This is a genomic window from Curtobacterium sp. UNCCL17, from assembly GCF_000686685.1.
Lineage (GTDB): Bacteria > Actinomycetota > Actinomycetes > Actinomycetales > Microbacteriaceae > Curtobacterium > Curtobacterium flaccumfaciens.
On the sequence record NZ_KK366000.1, the window covers coordinates 201404 to 227832 of the forward strand.

Genomic DNA, 26429 nt, shown 5'->3' on the forward strand with positions numbered 1-26429 from the left:
TTGTATCGATCGGTGGTCTCGAATGCCGGGCGGTGGGAACTCGGCGGTCGGAGGTGGCCGCCGGTAACAGTCATCCTTCGGACGGGCCCGCGAACCGAGACTGGATGACGTCTGCGCTTCAGCAACGATGTTGCGTAGGGCGGTATCGGCTCGGCGTGCCTCCCTCCGCGATCATGAGCCTCCATTACCTTCGATGCTGGCCAAGGTGGCCGAGGACAAAGGGGGAGAAGTGTTCACGCGCTTCAATCACATTGGTGACTACCGCATCTACCAACGCTGGTCGATGGGGTCGAGCGCGAGCCCGTTCGGTCGCGTGAACCTCGTCTTCGGTACAAACGGGTCCGGCAAATCGACGCTCGCATCACTGATGCAGGAGTGCGTTGACGAGACGCTCCTGCCGTCGGCAGACGTGCGGTTCGACTGGCAAGAAGAAGGCCTCGTCACCGAACAAGTCACCAGTCCCGGCCACGACGCCTGGCGACGTGTCCACGTCTTCAACCGTGACTACGTGCTTCGGAGCCTTCGGTTCGAAGGTGGTGACGGTCCTCGCCCGGACGCGCTCCTCACGATCGGTGAAGCGAATGTGCGTGCGCGAGAGGAGCTCGCGGAGAAACGTGCTCGTGCGACCGAAATCACGGCTCGGCGCGCAGAGCTCCGCGCGCAGTCGACGGCCGCGTCAAAGCGACGCGACGACCTCATGCGCTCCGCCGCGAAGACGGTTGTTGCGAATCTCGGCCAAGTCGGCGATCGCTTTCGCGCAACCAACGCCTACACCATCACGCAAGTCCGCAACACCCTCCGTCAGGACCGTTCTGTTCTCGAGGGCGCGTCGGCAGACCTGGCGGAGGATCTGGTCGTCGCCAAGGCTGCGCCGATGGTGTCCTCAACTCACGTGACACGACCAGATCTCGTCGACGAAGCGGACCTGGAACCGATCGATTCGGTGCTCTCGGAGAGCGCCACCGACCGAGCCATCGACGCACTCGCTGGAAACGGGGAACGGGCTGAGTGGGTGCAAGCGGGCCTGCAGCTGCACAAGGATCTCGACCGCTGCCTCTTCTGCGATGGATCCATCACAACGACACGCCGAGAAGAGCTCGACGCGCACTTCGGCGCGGCACTTCTGCATCTACAACGTCGCGTCGACATCCTCATCCGTCGCCTGGAGGACTCGTCGAGCAACGCCGAGCGGCACCTCACTGCACTGCCGCTCAGCCGTGACCTCTACACCGAAGTCGTCGTCGACTTCGACAACGCCAAAGAGGCGTACTCCAACGCACTCGCGGTCTACCAAGCCTCAATTCAGGCGCTCCTTGACGCCTTGCAGATGAAGCGATCAAACCCATTCGACACCCCTCGTCGTCCCGCAGACCTGCGTCTCGTTCCGCCCTCAACGGCCGACATCGATGCGATTCTGTCTCGCCACGACGCACGCAGCCAGACGCACGCGAAGAGCGTCGCGGATGCAGCGCGTCGTGTCGAGCTTCGGTACATCGCCGATATCGCCTCCGAAGTTGACCGATCAGAGGCGGAAGTGACGCGAGCAGATGATGAATGGACGGAGCTCGGCCGCGAGAAGGTCGAGACAGACAATCGGATTCTCGCGCTAGCGGACCTTGAAGCCGATCCCATCCCGCTCGCGGATGAGCTCAATAGGTCGTTGACGCGCCTGCTCGGCCGGGATGAGTTGTCGATCACGACAGGACCGGACCGGGTCACCTATCGACTCGAACGCAACGGATCCCCGGCAACCGCGCTCAGCGAGGGTGAACGTACCTGTATCGCGCTGATTCACTTCCTCGCGCGCCTACGAAGCAGTGCCGTTGTAGACACCCAGCCGATCGTGTTCATCGATGACCCGGTCTCGAGCCTCGACCACAACGTGATGTTCGGTGTGTCCTCACACCTGTGGGCTGAGCTTGTACCGCGCACCTCCATCGCCCAGGTGTTCGTCTTCACCCACAGCTTCGAGATGTTCCGTCAATGGGTGATTCAGCTGCAGACCGGGCGCAGGCACGTGCCGGGTTCCGCCACCGTTCACGAGCTGCACATCCGGAATGTCGAGGCCAACGGTTCCGTGCAGCGGACCCCGACGTTCGTGAAGTGGCCACACACTGACTCGTCCAAGGCTGCAACGCTCCGCTCGCAGTACCACTACCTCTTCAGCCAGGTCGGCCGCGCACTTGAAGCAGCGGTGAACGGTGGAACGCTGGCTGAGCAGCTGGACGCACTCGCGCTCGCACCGAACGCGGCACGACGGATGCTCGAGGCGTTTCTAGCGTTCAGATACCCTCAGCACGTCGGGAGCTTCGACGCCGCCCTCAGGGTGGCAATCGATGCCCTGGAATTGGGTCCCGCGCGCACTCGCGTCGTTCGGTACCTCCATGCCTACTCCCACAACGAAGAGCCGGACATCGGCCGTCCGCTGCAGCCGAGCGAAGCGGTCCCGGTGATTCAGGCGGTGTTCGAACTGATGAGGATTCTCGATGCGGACCATTACACGTCGATGTGCGCCGTTCTTGAGCTCGACGATGAACTGCTGACCGGAGACGCCCGAGCGCTGCCTGCTTGAGGAGCGGGAAGTGTCCGCTGTGTAGTGTCCTCCAGAACCCTCGCCTCGCCAGACTTGCGCGCTGTTAGCGGCTGCCGATGGCTTCTTCGTTCGTGGACGTGTCCAGCACGTGAAGGCGCCATCGAGTGGGTCTGCTTCGCCCGCGGCGATGACGCCGTCGGCCGTCACTTCAGCGGTGTCATCACTGCGGACGGTCCGTGGGTCGTGGCTTGCCGCCGCCGCTTTCTTGCACATGCTTGAAGGTGCTGTCCGTGTCGGGACGCTTGGGCGGTTGCTGCTGGGCGGGGGTGTCCTTCTCAGCCATGTGCTTCGTCCTTCGGGTGCTGCGGGTTGGTGGCGTACAGGGTTTGCATTGTCGCGTCGGTATCCGGCCGCGCTGCGGCACTTGGCATCGCAGCGGCCGGCGGGGTTGGTGTCTGGCTATCGGTCATCGTTTGCTCTCCTGGGGCGTGGGTGAAGCCGTCGATGATGGTGACGGCGAAAAGGATCGCGACGCTGACGATGAGGAGTCGGAACGCGCTGCGAAGATGCGGGGTGGAGTGTCTGTGGCGGTCGTCTCGGGCGAGTATCTCCTTGCGCTTGGACTCGAGCAGGTAATCCTCGAGCTGCTCTTGCGTCTGGTCACTGTCAACCCACGCAAGAGTCAGCGCGGACGCGTCAACGACTTTGATGCTGCGAGGCCAGAGTACGACGACAGCCTCCGCTGCCGCAGCGAGAGCCGCGATGAGGGGCAACAACGCGAGCACCCATAGCGAAGAATCTGCAAGCCGAGCCGAGGCGACACTAGCGACGAGCCCAACAACGACGAGGACGAACGAGGCTTTTGAATCCTGTGTCTTCCCCCGATCGACGGCGGTCTGCCGCTGGACGTCCAACTCGGCTGACAGAGCCCGTATGCGTTGCAGACGAGCCGTCGGATCCGGAGCGTGTCGGCGAGTCATCCAACAAGCCTCCCACAGCATCAGCAATGCGCAATGGAGTCGGTGGTAGACGCCGAGTTCGGGGCGCGTCGCGGCCCGACGGAACCATCGTCACCGAAACCTGGCTTGTCGATGCAGAGCGACTACTTTGGCCGCATGACCTCCTCTGGCACGTTGAACGGGTTTGTTGATGCTGTAGCAGCGCAGATGGCGGCCGACTTCGCCGCGTCCGCCGGGATACAGCACCGCGGTTCGAAAGGCACGGTCCGTGAAACGGGTGTGAAGGACTTCCTCAAAAAGTACCTTCCGGGCACCGTCCGAGTCCTCGGTAGCAGCGAAGTGGTCGCCACGAACGGACGAAACGGTGCGCAGTCAGACATCCTCATCGTCGACCCATCCACGCCGCCTATCTGGGCTGCGGAGGACTTCCAGGTGGTACCGGTCGAATGCGTCGACGCCGTGATCGAGGTGAAGTCGAGTCTGACCAGTGACGAATTGAGGAAGGCGTGGGCCAACATCCGAAGCGTGAAGGCGCTGCCGAAGGTCGCCTACCGAGAACAGGTTGGCTTGCAGTTCTCCTTTGATGTCTACGGACGCTCCTGGCCGCACTGGCCAACGCTTGGGTTCGTCTTCGCGTTCAGCAGCCCCAACACGATCGAAAAGATTGGAGAGGTCTTTGCAGAGCTCGCCCGCAACGAGCCCGACCCGGCTCTCCGAGTCGATGGCATCTTCATCCTCGACCGAGGGAGCGTCGTCTGGTACGACGCCGTGAAGGGCACTTACAAACCGACCGGTCTGATCGGCGACCTCGCAGCTACCGTCACATCCAGCCCAGGTCAAGTGCTCCTGACAGCGCTATCCGCCCTGCACGGAACGCTCACGCAAGTCGAACATCGCACATTCGACCTCATGCAATACATAGCACCCGGCATCGGAGACCAATCGAAGCTATTCACCACGGTCCCAATGAACGCAGGTGAGACTACCATCATCAGCCGCTGACGATAAGCGGGATAGATGCGGACCGTCCTGGAGCTAGATGTGGGCTTCGCCTTCGGGCGGTAGTGTTTTCGAAGCTACGGCGGTTCGCGAGTGCAGCTCTACTCGTCCGTCGACGCCCTCGCCTCGGACAGCTCGATCGTGGTCGTTGGAACTGTGACCGAGCAGCACACCCTCGTGACGTCGAGAACGAGGGTGACTTCACCCTCCCGACGCTTACGGTCGTCGAGGCGCCGAAGTCCGACGCCTCACACGCAACGGGCACATCGGTCGTTGTCCGCCAGATCAGGTCCAGCGCAACGCCGGGGCCTGCGGACCTGCTCACCCCCGGGAAGACGTACCTGCTGTACCTGACGCCGTCTGGGCTGTCCGAGGATCTCGCGTCGCACTTCTACGTCACCGGCGGCGCCGCGGGCCTCTACGAGGCCGTCGGCGTACCGAAGACGAACCAGCGCAGCGCAACCTCCGCGGTCACTAACAGCACGAAGTTTGCGCACACCAAGGCCAACTAAAGCGACACCCTGCCCAGCACCATCGTGCTCACTGATGCCGTCGACTAACGCCGCACGGCATCCCGCACCCCCTGAACGCGATTGTAAGCCGGTCGGTACTTCGCTACGCGTTCGGTGAAGCACCGGCTGGCGGGCAGAGGATCAGAGCGTGACCCAATCGTGCTCATCTCCGCTCCACAGGTTGAGTGCTTGGACGCATTCGAAGGCTGTGCTGATCTTGTCGACGAGCCCCGAAGGATCGGCGGCGAGCTGTCGGCCGCTGGAGTAACAGGTGACCGCGACCTGCGCTGCAATCGGCGAGGACCAGCGTGCGCTGCCGTGCATCTGCGTTCGGTGGAGGTCTGTACTCGGCGGTACGATTCGACCATGACGGTGACGACTCCTCGGTTTGCGGACCTTTACTTCGGGAAGAGCGATTCGAAGAACGAGCTGTCAGGTGGTCGCGACGACTTCGTCCGGAGCTTCGTGGACCTCAACCGGATCACCGACGCCGTCGTGTCCGGCGAGAAGACCCTGGTTCTCGGGCCAAAAGGAACCGGGAAGTCTGCCCTCGCGTGGTACCTCCACGAGTCCCAACACGGCAACGACTACCTCTGCGTCGTCCGCGACGCCTCCGAGCTGCCACTCGCAGACATCCCCCGCTTGGACACCGGCCAACCCGCCGGCACCGACCGGACGGTCTCGGCATGGAAGTTCATCCTGCTCTGCAACTACCTGGCCCTCCTCCTCGAAGACCAGTCCTGCGACCTCCCGAACCGTGCGGAAGTCACGCGCGTCACTCGCTTACTGCGCCAGTACGGACTTCTCGGCGACACCTCCGGCCGGGCAATCCTGAACGTATCGAACACCACCATCGAGATCCCGATCCCAAAGCTCGGCACTGTCTACCGGCGCGAGTCGAGAACGAAGCTGAACATCTTCTCGCTGCTGCCCTACCTCGAAGAGTGGGCAGCAAACGCCCGCTCCGGGAATCGGCACCTACTCATGCTCGACGGCCTCGACTCCATTTTCCTGAACGACGAGAAGTACGACGAGAGCCTCGCGTCGCTAGTACAAGCTGCTTACTCGATCAACCAGCGCCTCTCTAACACCGGCGCCACCGGCACTATCGTTCTACTTCTCCGCAACGACGTCTTCAACAGAGTGTCTCTAACGCTGCCCGACTCCCAAAAGATGCGCGACGACTTCTCAGTCGAGCTCGACTGGCGTGTCCTCTCCGGAGCAGCAGGCGCCAACGCTCCACTCATCCGCCTCGTCAACGGCAAAGCCGCCAAAGCTCTCGAAGTCGATCGGGTTGACGTCCTCGACTACTTTCCGAAGAACATCGAGCTCCACGGCAAGAACCACCGCACGATCAACCGCCTGCAGTACCTCCTGAACTTCACCCGCCACACACCCCGCGATCTCCTCCGACTGCTGGACGCCATCCGCGAGGTCGAAGCGTCGCAGATCTTCCCAGCCAGCCAACAGCAGCTACGCCAAGACGTCATCCGAGAAGGGGTACTGCAGTACGCGACCCGCTACTTCCCAGGTGCGATCCGCAACGAGTTCGCCGGCTACGAATTCGGGCCCGACGAAGCCAGTAAGGCCCTCGACACCCTGCAGACGCTCCAGCGGCAGCGGTTCGACCGCGCCGCCTTCACGCTCCAACTTGCGACACTGGGCGTCACCGAAGCGACCGTCGTCAATCGACTCCTCAAGCTGCTGTTTTTCGCCGGGGCGATCGGCAACGAAGTGCAGATCCGCGGTGGCAGCTACATGCAGTTCTACCACCGCCGAGACGATGCCCAGCTCTACCTCCACGGGAGCTTCATCCTCCACAACGCCCTCTGCCACGCGTGGAACATTCCCTTTTCAGCCTGACGGCACTATAGCTTGTCGACCCGTCGATCGGCTACCGGACGAGGCAGCGGGCCGCCGATGGGAGGGCGAGTACACTCCCGTAGCCGCTTAAGTTGGAGATATGACCTTCACTGGCCTTCACCGCGCGGCGGGAGCTGCTGCCGGGCCGCTCACCGATTCGCTACTTGACGACGCCGTCGCCGCAGGCGCACGAGAATCAGTTGATCTTGATTGGAAGTCCGAACTTCCGCCGATCAAGAACCTCTCGCAAAGCGACTTCCCGAAGGATGTTGCAGCGATGGCAAACGCTGGCGGGGGTGTGATCGTCTACGGCGTCCGTGAAACAGACAAGGCTGCGACCGGGCGGGCACACGTTGCTGAGTTTCACGAACGGTACGAGAGCGCGCTCGTGAGTGCTGCCGTCACGGCGATCTCGCCGCCGTTACTCGGACTGCGTGTTCACAGCCTCGGGCAAGAGCCGCGCGCGGTTGTTGTGGAAGTTCCGGCGAGCGTCGATGGACCGCACTTGATCTACCGCAACGACTTTTTCGGGGCTCCGCTCCGGAACGACTCCGACACCGTGTGGATGAGAGAGCGCGAAGTCGCGCGGATGTACCGCGCTCGCTTCGATGAGCAACGTCGCGCTATCCAGGCGCTCGACGACCTCTTCGCTTACGAGGCAGACGGTCGCGACGCCGAGAGTCGCGCATGGCTGGTGGCGGTGGGGCTGCCTCGCCGGGTGGACTCATTGCAACGCGTCTCACGCGATGACACAGTTCGGCTTCTCGGGGGCGCAGAGAGCCTGTCGAACGGATGGACGAGGCGGGGAATGCACCCTTTGGCTTCGACCGATCGCTACAACGTGCGGCCCGGCCTGCGGCGATGGATTGCGCCGAACAATGCGACAGCCAACGCTGCCTGGCGTGAGGCGTGGGTGAGCGTGCACCACAACGGTGCCGTGTCGGTCGCCGCAGCAGTCGGAGGGCACCGAAACGTTATGGGCGAGCACTCTCAACCCTGGGTGGTTGAGTCTGTCGCCGTAGAGAACGCCGTGTCGGACTTTGTGGCGTTGATACGAGCGGTCGGACTTCATTTGGGCGGAGATGAGTATGACGTTCGCATCGGGATAGAATCCCGCGGGCTGCAACCCCTCCGATTGGCGACCATAGATTCGACTGGCTACCAGTTCATGGGTACGTCCACCGCACTCCACCGATACGCGCCTGTCGACGCAACGATCCAGGTCGGCATCGACGATCGCTCGTACCGGCAGCAGCTCGTCGACCTCGCGACTGACTGCATCAATCAGGGCGGCATCACGTACCTGCAGTCCATATCGGAGCCGGGCTGAGCTTGTTTGTGATGTGAGGGTGTTTCCGTACCTTCGGGGCTCGGATCTTCGCTAGCAGACCCGCTACCGCACGCCGTGCAGGCGACTTCGGGAGCCTGTGATCGCTCACGCTAATCTAGGAGCACGGAGTCCGGACGTCGTGTGCGTGCTGTAGGCATGGTAAGGACATCGCATCTATCCCGGCGAAAGGACCGTCATGACGTGGCCTCCCCTGACCGAAGCCGACATCGTCACTGCCCTCGCGGAAGGAAACATCACCGAGTCATCTCGACTCGACTTCAAAGCTCAAGTCGGCGACAGCAGCGGCGCACGCAAGGAAACGGCGAAGGACCTCGCTTCGTTCGCGATCGACGGCGGCACGCTACTGATCGGTGTGCGTGAGGACAAGCAAGCACGCACCTTCCATCCCGAACCTGTCGACCTGCACGACGTCGTCGAACGTATTGAGGACATCGCTCGGAACCGCGCCGACCCGCCACTCGTCGTTCGACCGCGAGAGATTCCCTCCGACAAAGAAGGCTTCGGCTACGTGTGGGTAGACGTACCGGCAAGCCCCGACGCACCTCATATGGTCGACAGCCGGTACTACGGGCGCGGAGAACGAACCAACCGGACACTCTCCGACGCAGACGTCCTTCGACTGCATGGCCAGCGCCGGAACGCCGACGATCAGCTTCGCTCCGCGCTGACAGACCTGCAACGCAAAGACCCGTTCCCGAACGCACGGCCCGACGCAGATGCCGCGGCAGCGCCGCAGGCTCGGCTCGGCCACCTGTATCTCGTCGCGAAGCCACGCCGCGCCACTCCAGGCCTAGCGGAATCGTTGGTGTGGGATCAGCCGTCGGACGCGCTGAACCTCGTGGCGAACGCTGGATCAAGCGTTCCGGAGAAGCTTGCGGGTTGGCTCAACCTCGTCGGGGGTATTTCGAAGGTTCCGCGATCGAGTGCGATATCGGTGACCAACCTCAACCTGGAGGCCGCGAAGCTCGTTGACGCGGAATCGTACGGCTGTGAGGTCCGCATCGGGACCGATGCCTCCGTCGGGTACACCATCACTGGTGCGACTGAGGCGAGCGCCGACGATCCGCCATCACAACGAGTCCTCGACGGCGGGGTCCTGACCAGCGTGTGGCACTTCCTCGGAATCGCGGCAGGCGTGGCCGAAGCGACTGGCTACGACGGCACGTGGGACATCGGCATCCGTATCACGAACCTCGAAGGCGCCCGCTCCATGATGGCCGACCGCCCCCACGGTTTCCGACACGACTACGTCGCGTTCGACGAACCCCAGTACGAGCGCTTCAGCAGCGCCACGCCGCTCGACCTGCAAGCAGCCAACGGCACCGTGAAGAAGCTTACGCAGCCCCTGCTACGTGCCCTCGCGAGCTGGCAGCAGTGGCAACAAGAGCTCCCTGAGCTCAAAGATCAGAACTGACTCGTCCAACCCACCAGCGACCGGAGGCCGACGACTGAGCTCCTGCTAGTGCGTTCACGGCGCCGGATGCTCGACAGGATGCGAGAAGCGCCCCGTCGATTTCGACGAGGCGCTGGCGCGGACCATTCCATCACAGCAGCCTCAGGATTGACGGTCTAGCAGCCATGTCCCGCAAGAGCCGGCGGCTCTCGCGGCGTGGTGGTCAATCACGCGGCAATGCCGACTGGGCTTCTTATGCTGGCGTGCGGTGCGCACCCGATCGCTCTCGATGTGATTGCGAGTCAGCTCGCCGAACTGCTGCGTCCACGCGAGCGTCTTCATCCTGCAGTGCACTCCGGTAGTGCCGGGGCACGAGGTCGTCGCGAATGGCGTCGAGGATCTCGATGACCTTCGCGTGCCCTCGTTCCGTGCGAGGACGGTCGTCCTGATCGCGCAAAAGCGCCGAAGTCGGGGCCCCGCCGTGTGCTGCGCTGGTCGGAGGCGGTCAGCGCCGAGTATCGACCCGGATTTCCGCCCGAACCTCAATCCGGAGCTGGTCCAGAAGGTCGTCGACCTCGCCGAAGGCTTGCCACAGCGCTTGGGGCACTCCGAGCATCTCCTCCGTAGTGGGCGCACCCAGGTCGGAGAGCAGAGCGTCCTGCCAGAGGCCAGCAAGCCGCTCCTGTAGCGCTCGCGCTGCGTCGATGACTGGTTGTCTCGCGATGATTCGCAAGAGCTCCACCTCATCTCGCACGTTCGTCACCGCCGTCTCAAGACTGGTAAGCACGGCCGACAAGCGGTTATCAGAAGAGCCCGACCGCACCCGATGTAGTTCGAGCTTTACGGCGGAGATCGCAGCGGCGATCGCCACAAAAGCCAGCTTCCGCTCGTTGTCCCACTGTCGTTGGTCTTCGCGCTCCAGCTTGCGCCGGTCGCTCGCCTGCACCGAACGGAAGGTGATCAGTGCGGCACCGAGGACGAAGATGCCGGTGGCAAGCGCCTGCAGCAGGATCTGCAGCCACCACGGCGCGCTGGCGACTGCAGTCTGGACCTGGTCCGGTTCGGTCGCCGGCGTCGGTACCGCAGCGAAGATGAGCGCTAGCAATACCTGACCGGACCAGAGAGCTGAACGAAGTGCTTGAAGCGGAGCTCATCCTTCGCATCGAGCTCGACGATACCGCGCACTTCCACGAGGTCTCCATCGCTGGCCCACGCAACTGACCGAGCGAGGTCGGCCTGCTGGATTGGACTCAGGGTCACCAGCCGATCGGTCTTCGCCTCACGCAGCTCCGACGGATTCCCAGTGACGTCGAACTGCACGCGGCAGAGGGCAATGGTCGCTCGGGTCATCACGGCTCCTCCGGGTTGCTGTGCGTTCATCATGGCGGGAAACACTTGAGCGCTTCGCAGGAGCAGGTCGGCCACGATCTCTCCGCTAGCGTCTTCCGCCACCGCGCCACCGCCGCATGACATACGGGCTGGACTGCGCTACCTGCCGATGTGACCGCGGATCGTGTCGGTTGGCGTGCGATAAGCTGGGATCCACGTTAACTCGTTATCGTGCAGATCCTGAACAAGGCTCGCTACCAATGCGTCCAATTCCTCGGCTTCGACACCGCTCTCCTCGAAGTACCTCAGTGCGACGGTAACGTCCTCCCGCCACGTGTTAACGGCATCCATTAGCAACGGGCGAGACAATGCTCGTCGGTAGAAAAGGACGAGCCGTGGAATCCCGGTGGACGGGGCGCCCTTCACGCGTTCAACCAGCCCAGTGCGATCGAAGAAAGAAACCATGCCGATCGGAGCAGTATTTTTTCCGAGCTTCTCTAGGGTTCCTTCAATTGCACCGAATGAGACGTCGTGCGCGACGACGGACGTGAAACGCGCGTCGCCGTTATTCGCCGCGTCGTGCACATACCGAGCAGCTATCGACGCTCTCGAGATGTGCGGACGGACCGCGACGACGACGACGTGGACGGCATATCCCGCGCGGCGGAACACGCGTGCCGTTCGCAACGGGACGTCAGGGTTTCGGAAGGTCCCCTCGACCAGGGCGCTGACCCGGTGTGAGATCGCGTAATCGATGCTCCGTTCAACCCAAGCGCTGAGCGCTTGTGCGGTGGCGTCAGGCATCGCCGCGGGATTATGGCCCAGGAGCGTTTCGAACGCCGGATGGAATTGACGGAGGTCGTCACCGATGATCCGTACCACGTCGCTCGTAGCTTCTCTCGCTGCCAAGCGCCCGGCCCGCGTCTTCCCGGCGCCGGGCTGTGCTCCGACGAGGATCAAGAGGGGATGCTCTGCCGGTTCGACGTTGGCGAAGAGGATCGGGACTATCTGCTCCTCGAAGATTCGATCGAGAGTGACCTCGTTCAGATCATACCGATGATCACTCACCATTCAGGATTCGCTCCCGTCGGTCCGCGAACTCGACGGTCAACTGGTGCTGCGCATCGAGGTCGTCGACGTCGACGTCATCGGCTCGTCGTCGGATTTGACGAATCTCGACTATCGCCGGATCCTCCGTACCCCCGACAGTGATACGACGGACATACAGCGAAGTGAGCCGATTCGCCGCTTCCCACATCACGTCGTAGGAGACGACGGGGTCGGTGGTGCGTGAGGGGACGTGGATATCGAGCACGGTAGTTGCTCCTGTCATCTCGGAACTCCGAGTCTAGTTCTCCGACCACTGGATCAACCAGGGTGTCGCGCGCCGTACGCACCACCCGACCGGGGGGGGCGAGGGCAACTGGTTGCGGAATCTACATGCCCGACGCCGCGCCCGCTGACGAGTTGCCTACTGCAACGGGCACGAGCTATTCAATCGCCGCATGACGCGGTGAGCGCAAAGGTGTTGAGGTTGATCGCCTTCGTCTTCGGGGGCGTGTTCGGCTCGATGTCGATCGTACGTCTCACGTGATCCGACGTCTACCTGCTGCTGGTGCTGTTCAACCCCGCGTTGAGAGTCCTGTTGTTCGAGGTCGGATCTCGGTTGTTGCGCTGTGAATTCGCACCTCACAGGTCGACCGGTGGCGCGTGCTTGACCGGTTGTCATTCTGTTCGAGGGGTGCGCTAATGGGGCTCTGTCTCATATATCCCGTCCGCTGGTCGTCTTGGTGGCGGTCCCGATCCGAACGTCGATGCTGTTTCGTACAATCCGTGCCGTGGTCGTCGTCGTCCGGGTCGTTGGGTGCCGCCAGAGCCGTTTTCTCTGGAGGAGGCGGCACGTGGTGTTGACGCGGGCGAGCTTGCCGAGCCGCTGCCGATGTTCGCCTGGTTCCAGCTCTCGGACCGGCTGATTCGCCGGGACGATGCGGTTGCTCGGAGCATCACGCGGGATGCGGTCTGGGTGCAAGCCGGTCGCGGCGAGACCAAGCTGGCTGCTTGGGTGTGGCGCAGTTCGGTGAAGCACCGACGGCAAGTCGGTCTGATGACGGACTGATCGCTTGCTCGTCGTCAGTCGGGCAGGTTGTGGCGGAGGTCGTAGCCCGTGTCGGCGAGGAACTGCAGCCGGCCACGGACTTCTTGCAGTGAGGACGCGTCATCGGCGTTGCGGTAGTCGGCGCGGAGGAGCGTGTTCGCGGTGATGATGTCGTCGGTGCGGTCCGTGTAGCCGGCGGCTGCTGCGGTGAGGAAGACCGTGGGATCTGCTGGTCGGATCATTTCGGTGCCCGCGAAGCCGATCGTGTCGGGCTCGAAGCCGAGTGCAGGCATGTCGACCTGCTGCTCGGTGAACGCGACGACTCGGTACGGCATCTCGCGTTTGCTGATGGCGGGGTAGCCGGGGCGGTCGGAGATGGCGCGGCCGGAGAGGCGGCACCCTGCTGCGATGAGCCGTTTCGCTTGCTCGACGAGCGGCAGGTTGGACGTCCATCGGGTCCGAACGCCCCCTGGTCCGGGGTAGCAGGCGATGGCGAAGTCGACGAGCCCTCCGACGTGTCGTGACTCCCACCCGACGTCGGTGCGGTGCACGCGCTTGCCGAGGCGCGCGAGCCCGTCGTCAACCTGCCCCGGCGACAGCCCGGACTGCACAAGCCCGTCGAAGGTGGCGCCGTTGACGGCGAGCAGGCGCGCCACAGCGAACGCGACGTAGATCGGTGCCGCGTCCTTCCACCGTTCCTTCGTCCCAAGGGTTTGTCGGCCGTCAATCCAGACACGGCGCCGGTCAACGTCGACCAGCAGCACCGTCGCCGTCTGCTCCGCGAGCGCGATCTGCGTCGCAGTGACCGTCCGCGGAGCAAGGAGCAGCAGTTCCGCGTCGTTCGGGTCCTCATCGCGGGGGCGTTGGGTGAGGGTGGGGAAGCGTGCGCGGCGGCCGTCGGCGAGGCGGATCGTGTCGTGCGACTCCACGACCGCGGCGAGCCCCGCGAGCTTCAAGACAGAGAGGGTGTTGGTGAGGTCGGTGGTGTCACCGAGCCCATACGGCATCGTGATCTGCGGCCGACCGGCGTACGCGGCGGCGACCCACTCGAGCCCGGGCCCCATCAGCTGCGCTCTTCCGGGGTGTCGGGCCGGGTGAGGGCGATGAGCCAGCGGGTTTCCTCGAGGAACGGTTCCCACCCGTCGCGGGTGTCGCCGTGCGCTGGTTCGCAGATGTTGCCGGTGTCAGTGCTGCGGATGATGACCTGCCGCAGCGTGGTGCTGGGCGGGTCGCGAAAGAACACGTGCCCGTGCACGCCGGTGACGTCATAGGCCACGTTCAGGAGGACCAGGTCCGGCCGGCTGCTCACTGCCGCCACCGTCGTCCGCGGAACAGGGCGATGATCGTCGTCAACGGCCGGCCTTCCCGCATCCAATCCAGCGACGTCAGGACCCGGTCCTCGACAGTGAGGAACTCGAGGGGTGTCGTCATGAACTCCGTCATCGCGGCAGCGTCAAGGAGTGGCTGCGGAGCGGCCGCGTAGAGGACGTCCAAGCCTGGCAGCAGCGATGACGGGTCGCCGAACTCGGGGAGGGCGGGCTTGATGAGTTGCCAGTCGGGGATGCGTTCTTCGCCGTCGAGGTCGAAGCTCGTCAGCCGGTTCGCTTCAAACAGCTCCCCGACCTCGTCGATGCTGATCTGCAGGGCTGCGGCGACTTCTGGCTCGGTGAGGGTGGTGTTGAGGAGGTTCCGGCGGATGCGTGCTTGCGTGGTCTGCCACCAGTCCTCGGGAACGTCCGCCGGACCAACCGCAGAGTGGTCGGGTTGGCGGGGGATCTGCCTGCCTTCATCGGCGTATGCGGAGAGTTGTTCGCGGGTGACTTCCCCGCGGGCGTACATCCACAGCTGCGACTGCCACGGCATGTCATCCGGGAACCCTTCCAAGTAGCCCGAGTGGATCACCGCCCGGACCGCCTTCTCCCGTCGTGCGATCTCCGCGGCGGGGATGAGGAGTGTCTGCACGATGCGGTTCGCTTCCCGCACCGCCGGCACCGAAAGGTCCGACAGGACCGTGTTGGTCCTGTCGTAGAGCTCGTAGCCGGGCTCCTTATCGATGGGCCGGACGAGGATCTGCGCCAGGTGCGCGTCCGGGTTCTCGGTATCCTCGAGGAGCACATGCCCCCACAGGATCCGGTCGTTCGACAAGTGCAGGGACACCAGACGCATCATCAGCAACTACCTCCAGACGGTGGCTTGAGCGGGGCGGGTTAGGGCTGCGGGAAGTCGGCGCGGGTGCGGCCGATGCGGTCGGGTGTGTAGCGGAGGAGGAACCGCATGATGCGGTCCGCTTCGACCATCGCCGGCACCATCGGAGCCTGGCCGTCCGGGTCGACGTTGGTGAGGCAGAACCAAGGCCGTTCGTCGGCGTGATCGATGAGGACGGTCGTCGGCTTGTCGCCCGGGTGGTCGGGGTCGGTGAACATGACGGAGCCGAAGAACCGGGAGTCGTCGTACGCCAACGTCAGCGACAGCAGCTGCAGCATCAGCCCACCCCGCCCTCACCGCTGCCGGGGTGGGACAGCAGCTGCAGCATCAGCCCACCCCGCCCTCACCGCTGCCGGGGTGCCACCGAAGGTCGTGGGCGAGGTCGGACCGGAAGTGCAGCAGCTGCCGCAGCCGGTTCACCGCATCCGTGTTCGCTGCCACCCAGCTGTCTTCGTAGAGGACGTGCGCCGTGATGAAGTCGTCCGTGCAACACCCCTCAGCGCCGGTCAGGACGGTGGTGTCCTGCGGGATGACGACCGACACCGTCGCGTCATTCACCGTGGCGGGCTTGTAGCCGAGCGCTGCCATGTCGGGGTGCTCGGCGAAGAACGCCGTCAGTCGGTTCGGTGCGACGATGACGCCGGACTGCTGCGCCGCCCACCGGTCGGACATGACCCCACCCAGCACAATGAGCTGGTCCGCTTGCTCGTCGACGGTGGTGTCGCGACGCCAGCAGGTCCGAATCCCGCCGTAACCCGGATACGCCGCCATCGCCCAGTCGCACAGGGCGCCCCGGTTGGCTGCTTCCCAACCGCTCGGCGTGTGGAAGACATGCGTCCCGAGAGCGGGCATCGCGGCGCGCACGTCGTCGAGTGGGATGCCGATGCGGTCCGCGATCGACTGCGAACCGCCACCATGGAGGACGATGCTGCGGGCGATAGCGAACACGGTCCGCCACCCCGGTGTGGCATCCCGCTCCATCGACGACCCATACACCTGCCGAGCGTTCGCCCAGACGCGTTGCCGTTTCCCGTTCACGACCACCAGGTCCGGGTAGCGACGGACGAGCGAGAGCACGCCGCCTTCCGACCCGCCGGGAAGGACGATGAGGTCCTCGGCCTGTTCGGACGGGGTGCCGTCGTCTCGGATCGTGGCGGTCGGATTCGGGGTGCACAGGAACCCGGACCGGCCGTCCTCGAAACGGAGCCGGTCGAACGCCTCCACACGAGCGGGCATCCCCGCCGCCTCAAGCGCGACCAACGTCTGCGTGATGTCGATCGTCCACCCGAGCCCGAACGGCAACGACAGAATCGTCTGCTGGTGTCGAATGTCCTGCACCCACTGCCGGTCACTCATCAACGCCGCCCCCGCCCGGCGATGACGGCCGGGGCGTGTCACGGCCAGCAAGCCGCGGGTCGTCCTCGGAGAGCCGCTCGAGCCCGAGCCCGGACGCGTCGAGGATGGCGTTCTCGGACTCCTCGGTGGCGACGAACGACCCGATCTGCGCGTTGACCGCAACAAGAGTCCCTATCCGACTTCGCGCATCCAACACCACCGCAGCGACCTCCTCGGGCGTGCAGTCGGATGCCGGCTCCGGCTTCGACGGATGGAGGGCGGGGAACTCGAGCTGCTGCACCGGCGGATGCCACTTCACCCCGATGCGCAGCACCCGGCCGTCGGCGTCGTTGCGGTAGAACATCGAACCGAACGGATGACCCATGTTCAGGGTGAGGTCCGCGCCGTGCAGTGTCCAATCGGCGGCAGTGTACGCAGGATCCCAACGCTGCACGGTGAGGGCGCCGAGACCCATCTTCAGGCCCGGGATAAGCGCCTGGCCGTCCTGAACGTCGGCGTAGAGGGCCCGAAGGTTCGGGGGACTCTGGTCGCGCAGATCCGACAACGGGATGCGCGCCAAACGTCGCTTCCCCGGGAGCTGCTCCCTCCTGCCACCTGTCTCTTCAGTCATGCGTCTTCGATGCTCCTTCCGCTCGCGCCAGAACGGATGGTTCGAGCGGTGGCCCAATTGGGCTGACTCGTGCGAACGGGATGCCTTCGACGGTCAGAACAATTGCTCCACTCCCGCTGAGGACCACTACCCAGCTCACAGGGTTCGCACCGAAGTCGGCCGCGTCCACGTACCGCACCGGAGGTGACTCGTTCGCAGGCGACATCAGCCGCGGAGCATCGGGACTGGGCACGAGCCAGCCGAAGGACTCGGAGCGACGCGTCGCACGAACACGCTGTCGAGTCGACCGCCGCGACGCGACGCCTCGCCTTGATCTGAAGCCAGAAGTCCATGCATACTGGCAACTGTAGTTGCCACGGGAGGGCACTACAACATCACGTGTGTGAAGGTGAGGGCGCGGTTGACTCGTGGGCAAGCAGTCATCCGGCTCGCCACATTGAGCGGTCAGTCGCTAGACCTGAGCCGCCTTTCGCGGTTCATCGTCCCAGCGGGTGTGGACGTCGAGATCGTCGACCTCGGATGGCGCTGCAACGTCGTCGTCACCGCGGATGATCGCCAGGTGACGGTCATTGGCGATCTTGACACTGGGCGGCGACTGATCTCATCCGCGGCGCCTGAGCTCGCAGATCTCGTCGATCTCGCTTCCGCAGCCCTTCATTGCATGCGGGCGACGCGGAATAAGCAGTCCTACGCCAACGTCCCCACCAACTCGCTCGATGAAATCGCGACGTTGGTGCCGGGCAGTCAACTTCTCGGTACTACGGACTGATGAAGAAAGTCACTCGTCGCCGCTTGTGAAACTCGGGTGTCGCGGCCACAAATCGGTACCAAGCGCTGCCTCAAGACGTGAGATCGAAAGCATGTCGGGCCACGTAGCTCCAGCCAGTATTCGGCTGAGGCCCTGATGTGACAAGTCCGCCCGTGCCGCTACCGACCGGAGAGTCTCATCCCCAATCGCATCGCGCAATCGGATGTTGAACTGGCGAGCAAGTTCGACGTGCGGATCGGCCGAAGGGGTTGCCGGCCAATCGCCTCCCGCCAACTCAGCAGGCGATGACCGTCCCAATCGTCCGCCTGCCATGACTACAGGCTACAGACTTGAAAGCGTCGGGATGGTGACCGATCCCCATGACTCGGAGCGTGCTCCGGTCTAAGGACCCGAGCAGGACATTCGAACGCGCCCGAAGTCAGGAGCCATGCCCAGCACCATCCGAGAGGGTCGCCGCCGAGCACCGCACCGCCGCATAGGGGTGTTGTGCAGAGACTTCGACGAATACCACTCAGGCCCGAGTCATCGAGCCAGATGCCCCGAAGCAGCGGCACGAGGTGCAACACAGACAGACCGAGCACGGAAGACGTCGGGCAGGGGGACGCCGTGCTGCTCCGTGGCGACGACGCCGTCGCGCTGGTGGACACCGGCGACGACGAGGAACGGCTCCGGGCGTGCCTGGGCCTGCTCGGGGTCACCCGGATCGACCTGCTCGTCCTGACGCACTTCGACCGCGACCACGTCGGCGCGGTGCCCGCCGTGGCGGACACGGTCGAGACCGCCCTGGTCGGACCCGTGGGCCGTGCGTCGGACGAGCGTGTGGTCGACGACCTCCGGCGTGCCGGTGTCGACGTCCGGACGGCGGACGACCGCGTGTCCGGCACCCTCGGCCCGCTCGCCTGGCGCGTGGTGTGGCCACCGGGCGACGACCGTGCCGCCGGCAACGACGCGAGCATCGTGCTGGTCACGGGGCCGGCGGACGGGGACTCCTGTGCGGCGTGCCTGACCGGGGTCTTCCTCGGGGACCTGGGGGAGTCGTCGCAACGTCGGTTGCGCAACGCCGGTGGTCTGCCGGCGGGGCCGATCGACGTGGTGAAGGTGGCGCACCACGGCTCCGCGGACCAGGACCCGCAGCTCTACCGAGGGCTCGCCGCGCGGGTCGGGCTCATCGGGGTCGGTGCGGGCAACACCTACGGGCATCCGACGCCGTCCGCGCTCGGCATGCTCGAGGCTGCTGGCACGCTGCCGCTCCGCACCGACGAACGCGGGGCCGTGGTGCTCGCCCGCTCCGGCAGCGACGAGGTGCGGGTGTGGACGGAGCGCTCGTCGTCGGCGGCCGCCCGTAGGATCGTCGGTGCACCACTCGACCCGGCACCGTCCGGGCCGGCACCACCGGAAGGACCACATGGCCGCCAAGAAGCCCGCGCGCGCCGCAGCGAAGATCGACCAGGTGCCCTGGTCGGGGATCCGTCCGGCACCCGTCGTGCTCATCACCGGGCCCGAAGCGTTCCTCGCCGACCGCGCCCGCGGTGTGCTGAAGGACCTGCTGCAGGGCGAGGACCCCGCGCTCGAGGTACACGACCTCGAAGCCGACCAGTACGCCCCCGGGCTCCTCGCGACCCTCGCCAGCCCATCGCTGTTCGGCGAGCCGCGACTCGTGCAGGTCACGAACGTCGAGAAGTGCACCGACGCCTTCATCACCGAGACGATCTCGTACCTGCAGGCCCCCGCCGACGACGTCACCCTGGTGCTCCGGCACGGGGGTGGTGTGCGCGGCAAGAAGCTCCTCGACACGATCCGCAGCGGTGTCGGCGGCGGGGTCGAGGTGCTGTGCGACGAGCTCAAGCGCGAGACCGACCGCATCGACTTCGTGAACGCCGAGTTCCGTGCTGCACGACGCCGGATCGCACCCTCCGCCGTCCGGACCCTGGTGACCGCGTTCGCCGACGACCTCGCCGAACTCGCCGCCGCGTGCCGACAGCTCCTGGCGGACGAGGCCGAGGAGATCACCGACAAGGTCGTCGACAAGTACTACGGCGGCCGCGTCGAGACGAACGCGTTCAAGGTCGCCGACATCGCCCTCGCGGGTCGGTCGGCACCGGCGATCGTCGAGCTGCGGCACGCCCTGGCCACCGGCGAGGCCCCCGTGCCGATCGTCGCCGCGTTCGCGAGCAAGATCCGCACGATGGCGAAGGTCAGCGCCTTCCGGGGTCCGAGCGGGCAGGCGGCCTCGGCGCTCGGCATGGCGCCGTGGCAGGTGCAGCGCGCGCAGCGTGACGTCGCCGGCTGGAGCGAGTCCGGGCTGGCGAACGCGATCATCAGCATCGCCGAGGCGGACACCGCGGTGAAGGGTGGCTCGCGCGACGCGCACTACGCGCTCGAGGTCATGGTCCGCACCATCGCCCGACGCGGCGAGCCCCGCTGAGGCGAGTCGGGCCTCCCGACCTTCCCGCGCGCCGGTCGGCCGGCGCTTCGTGAGCAGAAAGGGTCGGGTGCACCATCACGACCCGACCCTTTCTGCTCACGAAGTGAACCAAACGCACCCCACGCCGCCCCACGCCGCGCACGCACCCCACACACGACGAAGGCCCCGCACCAACGGTGCGGGGCCTTCGGACCAGAAGGGTCAGGACGTCAGAGCGACGAGACCTTCTTCGCGATGGCCGACTTGCGGTTCGCGGCCTGGTTCTTGTGGATGACACCCTTGCTCACGGCCTTGTCGAGCTTCTTCGACGCGAGGGCCAGGGCGGCAACGGCCTTGTCCTTGTCGCCGGCGGCGACGGCGTCGTTGGCACGACGGATGTGCGTCTTGAGCTCCGACTTGTAGGCCTTGTTGCGCTCGGTGGCCTTGAGGTTGGTCTTGATGCGCTTGATCTGCGACTTGATGTTCGCCATGAATTGCTCCTGCTCGTCTCGTACGGGTGGGCGCGACCGCAGGGTAGAGGGGCCCTTGGTCGCATCGCGTTCCACCCGTGGGCGGGGAACGCGGAAGCCAGCCACCAACACTACCAGGCAAGCGGGCTGCCACCAAAGCACGAAACACCGCCGGATCGGCGGAAGCCCGCGGCCGACCGCGCCGAAACCCCACGGCAACACGCACCGGATACCGTGACGGACATGCCCTCCCTCGCACCGCGCATCGACACCGTGCCCGCCTCCGGCATCCGGAGGGTCTTCGAGCAGGCGGCCCTGCTGCAGTCGAGCGGCACGGACGTCACGATGCTCGTGATCGGCGAGCCGGACGTCCCGGTGGCGCCGCACATCGGCGAGGCGGCCCGTCGCGCCTGGACCGAGGACCGCACCGGGTACACGCCGAACGGCGGGATCGCGCCGCTCCGCGAAGCCGTCCGCGACAAGCTCCGCCGTGAGAACCGGATCGAGGCCGACCTCGAGCAGATCTGGATGACGATCGGTGCGACCCAGGCGCTCTTCCAGGCGATGACGCTGACCCTGAGCCCGGGCGACGAGGTGCTCGTGCCGGACCCCGGCTACACGACCTTCACGATGAACGCCCACATCATCGGGGCGACCCCCGTGCCGTACCGGCTGGAGCCGCAGCACGGGTTCGAACCCGATCTGCAGGCCCTCGAGGCGAGCGTCACCGAACGCACGCGGGTGCTCATCGTCAACTCGCCGTCGAACCCGCTCGGCTCGGTCTTCGGCGAGGAGACCCTGCGTGCGCTCCTGGCCTTCGCGAAGCGGCACGACCTCTGGGTGATCAGCGACGAGGTCTACGAGTACTTCACCTACGGCACCCGGCACGTCAGCCTGGCGGCGCTCGACGAGGACGACCGTGTGTTCTCGGCGTTCTCGCTGAGCAAGACGTACGCGATGACCGGCGTCCGCGTGGGCTACCTCGTCACGCCGAAGGGACTCGGCGCGACGATGCGGACCACGCAGGAGGCCATGATCAGCTGCGTCGCCGAACCCGACCAGTACGCGGCCCTCGCGGCGATCGTGGGGGACCACTCCGCGGTGCGCGACGCTCGGGAGCACTACCGCGCGAACCTCGAGGTCGCGAAGGAGACGCTCGACGCCGCCGGCATCCGGTACCTCGACCCACGCGGGGCGTTCTACCTGTGGATCGACATGTCGCACGCGTCCGACGGGGACATCGCCGAGTGGGCGCTGGGGTTCCTGCAGCGTGAGCGGGTCGCCGTCGCGCCGGGCAGTGCCTTCGGACGCACCGGCGAGGGGTGGATCCGCGTGTGCCTCGCAGCCACCGCGGACGATCTCCGACGTGGCCTGGGCGCGCTGCCGGCTCCGGCGCACGCGACCGTCTGACCGGCGGCCGACGCCCGCCTCGTCGACCGCATCACCGCTTCGGAGGCGCACCCCGCGTCCGTCACGCACGTGGCGGACGCGCGCCGTGCCTCCAGGGCGGGTGAAGCGTGGGAGACTGTTGCGACCGTCCGACCCACCTGAGGAACCGTGAGCCCACAAGCATCCGCTCCGCTGGAGCCCGCAGCGACCCCGGCCGACGCGATCCGCAACTTCTGCATCATCGCGCACATCGACCACGGCAAGTCGACGCTGGCCGACCGCATGCTGTCGATCACCGGCATCGTCGAGGACCGTGCGATGCGTGCGCAGTACCTCGACCGCATGGACATCGAGCGCGAGCGCGGCATCACGATCAAGTCGCAGGCCGTGCGCATGCCGTGGGAACTCGACGGTGAGACCTTCGCGCTGAACATGATCGACACCCCCGGGCACGTCGACTTCTCGTACGAGGTCTCGCGCTCCCTGGCCGCGTGCGAGGGCGCGATCCTGCTCGTCGACGCCGCCCAGGGCATCGAGGCGCAGACGCTCGCGAACCTGTACCTGGCGCTCGAGAACGACCTCGAGATCATCCCCGTCCTCAACAAGATCGACCTCCCGGCGGCCGAACCGGACAAGTACGCGGCCGAGCTCGCGCAGCTCATCGGTGGCAAGCCCGAGGACGTCCTCCGGGTGTCCGGCAAGACCGGCGTCGGGGTGCCGGAGCTCCTCGACCTGGTCGTCCGTCGCGTGCCGGCCCCCGTCGGCGATGCCGAGGCAGCGCCCCGCGCGATGATCTTCGACTCGGTCTACGACAGCTACCGCGGCGTCGTCACCTACGTCCGCATGATCGACGGCACCATCTCGCCCCGCGAGAAGGTCCAGATGATGTCGACGAAGTCGACGCACGAGATCCTGGAGATCGGGGTCTCGAGCCCGGAGCCGAAGCCCACGAAGGGGCTGTCCGTCGGCGAGGTCGGCTACCTGATCACCGGTGTGAAGGACGTCCGCCAGTCCAAGGTCGGCGACACCGTCACGAGCGCACAGAAGCCCGCGACGCAGGCGCTGCCCGGCTACACGGACCCGAAGCCGATGGTGTTCTCGGGCCTGTACCCGATCGACGGCAGCGACTACCCGGTGCTCCGCGAAGCGCTCGACAAGCTCAAGCTCTCCGACGCCGCACTGGTCTACGAGCCGGAGACCTCGGTGGCGCTCGGGTTCGGGTTCCGCTGCGGGTTCCTCGGGCTGCTGCACCTCGAGATCATCACCGAGCGGCTGTCGCGCGAGTTCGGTCTCGACCTCATCACCACGGCCCCGAGCGTGATCTACGAGGTCACGACCGAGGACAACGCCGTGACCGAGGTCACGAACCCCTCGGAGTTCCCGAGCGGGCGCATCGTCGAGGTCCGCGAGCCGATGGTCCGCGCCGCGATCCTGGCCCCGAAGGACTACGTCGGCGCGATCATGGAGCTCTGCCAGCAGCGCCGCGGCTCCCTGCTCGGCATGGAGTACCTCGGCGAGGACCGCGTCGAGATCCGCTACGAGATGCCCCTCGGCGAGATCGTCTTCGACTTCTTCGACCAGCTGAAGAGCAAGACCCAGGGCTACGCGTCGCTCGACTACGAGCCCACCGGCGACCAGGCCGCCGACCTCGTCAAGGTCGACATCCTGCTGCAGGGCGACCAGGTCGACGCCTTCAGTGCGATCGTGCACCGTGACAAGGCGTACGCCTACGGCACGCTCATGACCGAGCGGCTGCGCAAGCTCATCCCGCGCCAGCAGTTCGAGGTGCCGATCCAGGCTGCCATCGGCGCCCGCATCATCGCCCGTGAGAGCATCCGCGCGATGCGCAAGGACGTCCTGGCGAAGTGCTACGGCGGTGACATCACCCGCAAGCGCAAGCTCCTCGAGAAGCAGAAGGAGGGCAAGAAGCGCATGAAGACCATCGGTCGGGTCGAGGTCCCGCAGGAGGCCTTCATCGCGGCGCTCTCCGGCGACGTCGAAGAGAAGAAGAAGTAGCGCCGGGCGCGTAGCGCGTAGCGCGTAGCGCGTTTCGCGCTGAGCGACAGCTCACGCACTGCGACCGCCGAGATCTGTCGGTGAGCGCGAAAGCTCGGCGCGGGTCAGCCGGTCCGGCGGGCGCGCGCCCGCAGGGCGGCCAGGCAGAGGGCCGGGAGGCTCGCAGCGGCCAGTCCCGCCAGTGCGGTCCGCAGGATGGCCCAGTGGGCAGCCGCGTCGAAGTCGGTCTGCTCGCCGGAGGCCACCCCGGCGACCACGGCGCCGACGACCATCGCGAGCGTCACGACCGCGAGGACCAGCGGCAGCCGACGGCCGCGCTGACGCCGCACGGCCGACACCAGTGCTGCACCGAACAGCAGCACCCCGGCGCCGGCGCAGCTCGCCCCGACGGCGGCGATGACGTTCGCGGTGTCGAAGCCGTTCCACGCCTCGGGAGCGAGCGCGACGGTGGCGTACCGGGCGGGTGACGCCGCGGCCGACGTGGTCACGTCCACCAGCACCCGGGCGGTCGCCGCCACGCCGAACGCGACGAGCGTGAGCGCGGCGAGGACGGCGGTCCGGCGGTCGACGGACCGCGGACGGACGGGGGTGGGGCGGGGCACCTGCTGACGATAGCCCCGGGGCGGGCGGTTGTCGGGCCTCCAGTTCGGGGTGCACGGCGGGTGCGCCGATCCGACGGAGGTGAGCGTGGATCGGTTCGATCCGGGGCGGCCTGCCCAAGTAACATGGCGGCATGAGCATCCGCGGGAGCTACCGGACCGCCCTGACGTACGGCGCGGTGGGGGCGACCCAGGCGTCGGACCTCATGACCTACCCGCCGGACGGCTTCACGCCGGCCGAGTCGCGCGCGCGGATCGGACACGGCGACCAGCGGTTCGAGACCGCCGTGGTGCAGGCGCTCACGTGGCAGATCCAGGAGCGCAGCGGGGTCCGCGTGCGCGTCGAGGAGCAGCCCGACGACGACGAGGTCCGGTACAACCCGGTCACCTTCGACGACGACGGTGTGCCGATCGCGCCGGCGTCCATCGGCACGCCCCGGGTCGAGAAGTTCGCGCCCGACGGCACCCCGCTGCTGACGGCGGGCACCAGCGCGACGCTGACGATCCACGCGTTCGGGCAGACCGTGCTGGCACCGGTGCGCGTCGTGTCGATCATCGACGAGCACGACCGCAAGGGGTTCGCCTACGGCACGCTCGAGGGGCACCCGCTCTCCGGCGAGGAGTCGTTCGTCGTCGAGCGCACCCCGGACGGCTCGGTGTGGCTGCAGGTCCGGCAGTTCTCGCAGCCGGCGAGCCGGAAGTGGCGCTTCGTCGCGCCGTTCGTGCGGCGGCAGCAGAAGGTCATGGCGGAGAAGTACCTGGCGGCGCTGCGGGGCGACTAGGCGTCTGGTCGCGGTCTCGCGGTCTCGCGGTCGCGCCCGCGGTCTCGCGGTCGCGCCCGCGGTCTCGCGACCCCGCTCGCTCCTGCTCCTCAGCGCAGCGGCGGGAGTGCGGCGATCGCATCCTCGATGAGGGCGGCGTCCTGCTGGCAGTCGCGTGCGACCGTCACGGCGTTCGTGTGCCGCAACGCGTCCACGTCGTAGACACCCGTCGCCACGGCCAGGAAGGGGATGCCTGCGGCGTCCGCGGCCTCACCGTCGCGCGGGGTGTCGCCGACGATGACCGCCCGGGTGCCGACCAGCTCGGCGGCGGCGCGCAGGGTGACCCCGGCCCGCTCGACCTCGGTGTCGCCGAAGTACGAGTGCTCCCAGTCGAAGACGTCGGCGTCGAACCCGGCGCCGGTGAGCTTCACCCGGGCGCGGTACTCGGAGTTGCCGGTGAGCAGGCCGTTGCGCCAACCGAGTTCGGCGAAGCGGGTCAGGAGCGCCTTCGCCCCGGGGACGGGGCTGCGGTGGTCGCCGGAGGCGTGCCGTTCGGCGGTCAGGTCGTGCAGGTGCCGGCTGACCGTGGGGATCAGGGTGTCCTCGAACGCGTGGGCGTGCACGTGCTCGGCGATGAGCCCGGCGTCGGTCCGGCCGTGCTGGTGCCCGACCCGCAGGGTGAGGTCGCGGCCCACCGCCCGCTCGAGGGCGAGGTGGTAGAGGTTGCCCGGGGACGACGCGTTCATCACGAGGGTGCCGTCGATGTCCCACAGGACCGTGGTGGGGACGGGATGGTGCTCCATGGCTCCATCATGA

The 26429-nt window shown here is 66.1% G+C and carries 28 protein-coding genes and 1 pseudogene; 12 read left to right on the forward strand and 17 right to left on the reverse strand.

All coding sequences use genetic code 11. From position 1 onward, the window contains the following. Positions 1-193: 193 nt before the first annotated feature. Positions 194-2572: an AAA family ATPase gene (locus BR70_RS0105740; protein WP_027465282.1), complete on the forward strand. Its 2379-nt coding sequence runs from the start codon at positions 194-196 to the stop codon at positions 2570-2572. A 181-nt stretch (positions 2573-2753) separates the two neighbouring features. Here BR70_RS0105740 and BR70_RS23845 read toward each other — a convergent pair whose 3' ends face one another. Beyond that, positions 2754-2876, reverse strand: coding sequence for a hypothetical protein (locus BR70_RS23845; RefSeq protein ID WP_269319945.1), 123 nt, complete (start codon positions 2874-2876; stop codon positions 2754-2756). Then, positions 2869-3318 carry a hypothetical protein gene (locus BR70_RS0105745; RefSeq protein ID WP_155896794.1) on the reverse strand — a complete coding sequence of 150 codons (450 nt, stop codon included), beginning with the start codon at positions 3316-3318 and terminating at the stop codon, positions 2869-2871. Before BR70_RS0105745 ends, BR70_RS23845 begins: the two co-directional genes overlap by 8 nt. Before the next feature lie 306 nt (positions 3319-3624). Between BR70_RS0105745 and BR70_RS0105750 the strand changes: the two genes are divergently transcribed. After that, positions 3625-4494 (forward strand): DUF6602 domain-containing protein, encoded by an 870-nt coding sequence (locus BR70_RS0105750; protein WP_027465284.1) that lies wholly within the window; start codon positions 3625-3627, stop codon positions 4492-4494. 650 nt (positions 4495-5144) lie between these two features. Here the strand turns inward: BR70_RS0105750 and BR70_RS23155 are convergent. Further along, the gene (locus tag BR70_RS23155) at positions 5145-5327 is read right to left on the reverse strand and encodes a hypothetical protein (RefSeq protein ID WP_155896795.1); all 183 of its coding nucleotides are present in this window, start codon (positions 5325-5327) and stop codon (positions 5145-5147) included. Between the two features lie 42 nt (positions 5328-5369). Between BR70_RS23155 and BR70_RS0105755 the strand changes: the two genes are divergently transcribed. The 3 genes from BR70_RS0105755 (at position 5370) to BR70_RS22785 (ending at position 9631) form a co-directional block, all read left to right on the forward strand. Beyond that, complete coding sequence (locus tag BR70_RS0105755) at positions 5370-6866, forward strand: P-loop ATPase, Sll1717 family (RefSeq protein WP_027465285.1); 1497 nt, start codon at positions 5370-5372, stop codon at positions 6864-6866. A gap of 100 nt (positions 6867-6966) precedes the next feature. Next, a complete protein-coding gene (locus tag BR70_RS0105760; protein ID WP_027465286.1) occupies positions 6967-8196 on the forward strand; it encodes an AlbA family DNA-binding domain-containing protein in 1230 nt (409 codons plus the stop codon). Positions 8197-8392: 196 nt separating this feature from the next. Then, a complete protein-coding gene (locus BR70_RS22785; RefSeq protein WP_081827270.1) occupies positions 8393-9631 on the forward strand; it encodes an AlbA family DNA-binding domain-containing protein in 1239 nt (412 codons plus the stop codon). A gap of 484 nt (positions 9632-10115) precedes the next feature. Here BR70_RS22785 and BR70_RS0105775 read toward each other — a convergent pair whose 3' ends face one another. The 4 genes from BR70_RS0105775 to BR70_RS0105790 form a co-directional block, all read right to left on the reverse strand. Next, positions 10116-10715 (reverse strand): hypothetical protein, encoded by a 600-nt coding sequence (locus BR70_RS0105775; RefSeq protein WP_027465289.1) that lies wholly within the window; start codon positions 10713-10715, stop codon positions 10116-10118. Beyond that, positions 10709-11035 (reverse strand): hypothetical protein, encoded by a 327-nt coding sequence (locus BR70_RS0105780; RefSeq protein WP_155896796.1) that lies wholly within the window; start codon positions 11033-11035, stop codon positions 10709-10711. Before BR70_RS0105780 ends, BR70_RS0105775 begins: the two co-directional genes overlap by 7 nt. 63 nt (positions 11036-11098) lie before the next feature. Then, positions 11099-12010 carry a zeta toxin family protein gene (locus BR70_RS0105785; protein WP_027465291.1) on the reverse strand — a complete coding sequence of 304 codons (912 nt, stop codon included), beginning with the start codon at positions 12008-12010 and terminating at the stop codon, positions 11099-11101. Then, positions 12000-12254 (reverse strand): hypothetical protein, encoded by a 255-nt coding sequence (locus BR70_RS0105790; protein WP_027465292.1) that lies wholly within the window; start codon positions 12252-12254, stop codon positions 12000-12002. Before BR70_RS0105790 ends, BR70_RS0105785 begins: the two co-directional genes overlap by 11 nt. Positions 12255-12803: 549 nt before the next feature. Between BR70_RS0105790 and BR70_RS23160 the strand changes: the two genes are divergently transcribed. After that, positions 12804-13055 carry a hypothetical protein gene (locus BR70_RS23160; RefSeq protein ID WP_155896797.1) on the forward strand — a complete coding sequence of 84 codons (252 nt, stop codon included), beginning with the start codon at positions 12804-12806 and terminating at the stop codon, positions 13053-13055. 14 nt (positions 13056-13069) lie between these two features. Here BR70_RS23160 and BR70_RS23165 read toward each other — a convergent pair whose 3' ends face one another. From BR70_RS23165 to BR70_RS0105830, 6 genes are read right to left on the reverse strand one after another with little or no spacing between them, the layout of a single operon-like run. Then, on the reverse strand, positions 13070-14098 hold the full coding sequence (locus tag BR70_RS23165; protein WP_027465293.1) for a hypothetical protein: 1029 nt from the start codon (positions 14096-14098) through the stop codon (positions 13070-13072). Then, positions 14098-14343, reverse strand: a complete 246-nt coding sequence (locus tag BR70_RS0105810) for a hypothetical protein (protein ID WP_027465294.1) — start codon at positions 14341-14343, stop codon at positions 14098-14100. Before BR70_RS0105810 ends, BR70_RS23165 begins: the two co-directional genes overlap by 1 nt. Then, a complete protein-coding gene (locus BR70_RS0105815) occupies positions 14340-15191 on the reverse strand; it encodes an antitoxin VbhA family protein (RefSeq protein ID WP_155896798.1) in 852 nt (283 codons plus the stop codon). The genes BR70_RS0105810 and BR70_RS0105815 overlap by 4 nt, the downstream gene beginning before the upstream one ends. A 50-nt stretch (positions 15192-15241) precedes the next feature. Next, positions 15242-15517, reverse strand: a complete 276-nt coding sequence (locus BR70_RS0105820; RefSeq protein ID WP_027465296.1) for a hypothetical protein — start codon at positions 15515-15517, stop codon at positions 15242-15244. A 49-nt stretch (positions 15518-15566) separates the two neighbouring features. Next, on the reverse strand, positions 15567-16595 hold the full coding sequence (locus BR70_RS0105825) for a hypothetical protein (protein ID WP_155896799.1): 1029 nt from the start codon (positions 16593-16595) through the stop codon (positions 15567-15569). Continuing rightward, on the reverse strand, positions 16588-17205 hold the full coding sequence (locus BR70_RS0105830) for a hypothetical protein (RefSeq protein WP_027465298.1): 618 nt from the start codon (positions 17203-17205) through the stop codon (positions 16588-16590). The genes BR70_RS0105825 and BR70_RS0105830 overlap by 8 nt, the downstream gene beginning before the upstream one ends. Before the next feature lie 493 nt (positions 17206-17698). Here BR70_RS0105830 and BR70_RS0105835 point away from each other — a divergent pair, with 493 nt between their 5' ends. Beyond that, positions 17699-17974, forward strand: coding sequence for a hypothetical protein (locus BR70_RS0105835; RefSeq protein WP_027465299.1), 276 nt, complete (start codon positions 17699-17701; stop codon positions 17972-17974). Positions 17975-17983: 9 nt separating this feature from the next. Here BR70_RS0105835 and BR70_RS23925 read toward each other — a convergent pair whose 3' ends face one another. Then, positions 17984-18286, reverse strand: a complete 303-nt coding sequence (locus BR70_RS23925; RefSeq protein WP_442854630.1) for a helix-turn-helix domain-containing protein — start codon at positions 18284-18286, stop codon at positions 17984-17986. Between the two features lie 222 nt (positions 18287-18508). Here BR70_RS23925 and BR70_RS23930 point away from each other — a divergent pair. Together BR70_RS23930 and holA are read left to right on the forward strand one after the other, a co-directional pair. Further along, a pseudogene (locus tag BR70_RS23930) lies at positions 18509-18709 on the forward strand (MBL fold metallo-hydrolase); the annotation flags it as partial. 670 nt (positions 18710-19379) lie between these two features. Next, positions 19380-20399 (forward strand): DNA polymerase III subunit delta, encoded by a 1020-nt coding sequence (gene holA, locus BR70_RS0105845; RefSeq protein ID WP_027465301.1) that lies wholly within the window; start codon positions 19380-19382, stop codon positions 20397-20399. A gap of 209 nt (positions 20400-20608) precedes the next feature. On the opposite strand, the gene rpsT is transcribed toward holA, so the two are convergent. Continuing rightward, positions 20609-20869 carry a 30S ribosomal protein S20 gene (gene rpsT, locus BR70_RS0105850; protein ID WP_017886662.1) on the reverse strand — a complete coding sequence of 87 codons (261 nt, stop codon included), beginning with the start codon at positions 20867-20869 and terminating at the stop codon, positions 20609-20611. Positions 20870-21091: 222 nt separating this feature from the next. Here rpsT and BR70_RS0105855 point away from each other — a divergent pair, with 222 nt between their 5' ends. Further along, on the forward strand, positions 21092-22258 hold the full coding sequence (locus tag BR70_RS0105855) for a pyridoxal phosphate-dependent aminotransferase (protein ID WP_027465302.1): 1167 nt from the start codon (positions 21092-21094) through the stop codon (positions 22256-22258). Positions 22259-22405: 147 nt separating this feature from the next. Next, positions 22406-24253, forward strand: coding sequence for a translation elongation factor 4 (gene lepA / locus BR70_RS0105860; RefSeq protein ID WP_027465303.1), 1848 nt, complete (start codon positions 22406-22408; stop codon positions 24251-24253). A 104-nt stretch (positions 24254-24357) separates the two neighbouring features. Here lepA and BR70_RS22190 read toward each other — a convergent pair whose 3' ends face one another. Next, a complete protein-coding gene (locus BR70_RS22190) occupies positions 24358-24855 on the reverse strand; it encodes a hypothetical protein (RefSeq protein ID WP_027465304.1) in 498 nt (165 codons plus the stop codon). A gap of 131 nt (positions 24856-24986) precedes the next feature. Between BR70_RS22190 and BR70_RS0105870 the strand changes: the two genes are divergently transcribed. Then, on the forward strand, positions 24987-25634 hold the full coding sequence (locus BR70_RS0105870) for a DUF1990 family protein (protein WP_035808235.1): 648 nt from the start codon (positions 24987-24989) through the stop codon (positions 25632-25634). Between the two features lie 89 nt (positions 25635-25723). On the opposite strand, the gene BR70_RS19785 is transcribed toward BR70_RS0105870, so the two are convergent. Further along, positions 25724-26416 carry an HAD family hydrolase gene (locus BR70_RS19785; protein ID WP_051596685.1) on the reverse strand — a complete coding sequence of 231 codons (693 nt, stop codon included), beginning with the start codon at positions 26414-26416 and terminating at the stop codon, positions 25724-25726. Positions 26417-26429 lie beyond the last annotated feature (13 nt).

What these genes read in the sequence shown, in the direction of transcription:
- BR70_RS0105760 (WP_027465286.1), top strand. Translation starts at nt 6,967, where the DNA reads ATGACCTTCACTGGCCTTCACCGCGCGGCGGGAGCTGCTGCCGGGCCG.
- holA (WP_027465301.1), top strand. Translation starts at nt 19,380, where the DNA reads ATGGCCGCCAAGAAGCCCGCGCGCGCCGCAGCGAAGATCGACCAGGTG.
- BR70_RS0105785 (WP_027465291.1), bottom strand. Translation starts at nt 12,010, where the DNA reads ATGGTGAGTGATCATCGGTATGATCTGAACGAGGTCACTCTCGATCGA.
- BR70_RS23155 (WP_155896795.1), bottom strand. Translation starts at nt 5,327, where the DNA reads ATGCACGGCAGCGCACGCTGGTCCTCGCCGATTGCAGCGCAGGTCGCG.
- BR70_RS22785 (WP_081827270.1), top strand. Translation starts at nt 8,393, where the DNA reads ATGACGTGGCCTCCCCTGACCGAAGCCGACATCGTCACTGCCCTCGCG.
- BR70_RS0105750 (WP_027465284.1), top strand. Translation starts at nt 3,625, where the DNA reads ATGCAGAGCGACTACTTTGGCCGCATGACCTCCTCTGGCACGTTGAAC.
- BR70_RS0105820 (WP_027465296.1), bottom strand. Translation starts at nt 15,517, where the DNA reads ATGCTGCAGCTGCTGTCGCTGACGTTGGCGTACGACGACTCCCGGTTC.
- BR70_RS23165 (WP_027465293.1), bottom strand. Translation starts at nt 14,098, where the DNA reads ATGGGGCCCGGGCTCGAGTGGGTCGCCGCCGCGTACGCCGGTCGGCCG.
- BR70_RS0105855 (WP_027465302.1), top strand. Translation starts at nt 21,092, where the DNA reads ATGCCCTCCCTCGCACCGCGCATCGACACCGTGCCCGCCTCCGGCATC.
- rpsT (WP_017886662.1), bottom strand. Translation starts at nt 20,869, where the DNA reads ATGGCGAACATCAAGTCGCAGATCAAGCGCATCAAGACCAACCTCAAG.
- BR70_RS0105825 (WP_155896799.1), bottom strand. Translation starts at nt 16,595, where the DNA reads ATGAGTGACCGGCAGTGGGTGCAGGACATTCGACACCAGCAGACGATT.
- BR70_RS0105830 (WP_027465298.1), bottom strand. Translation starts at nt 17,205, where the DNA reads ATGACTGAAGAGACAGGTGGCAGGAGGGAGCAGCTCCCGGGGAAGCGA.
- BR70_RS23925 (WP_442854630.1), bottom strand. Translation starts at nt 18,286, where the DNA reads ATGGCAGGCGGACGATTGGGACGGTCATCGCCTGCTGAGTTGGCGGGA.
- BR70_RS0105755 (WP_027465285.1), top strand. Translation starts at nt 5,370, where the DNA reads ATGACGGTGACGACTCCTCGGTTTGCGGACCTTTACTTCGGGAAGAGC.
- BR70_RS0105870 (WP_035808235.1), top strand. Translation starts at nt 24,987, where the DNA reads ATGAGCATCCGCGGGAGCTACCGGACCGCCCTGACGTACGGCGCGGTG.
- BR70_RS23845 (WP_269319945.1), bottom strand. Translation starts at nt 2,876, where the DNA reads ATGGCTGAGAAGGACACCCCCGCCCAGCAGCAACCGCCCAAGCGTCCC.
- BR70_RS19785 (WP_051596685.1), bottom strand. Translation starts at nt 26,416, where the DNA reads ATGGAGCACCATCCCGTCCCCACCACGGTCCTGTGGGACATCGACGGC.
- BR70_RS0105740 (WP_027465282.1), top strand. Translation starts at nt 194, where the DNA reads ATGCTGGCCAAGGTGGCCGAGGACAAAGGGGGAGAAGTGTTCACGCGC.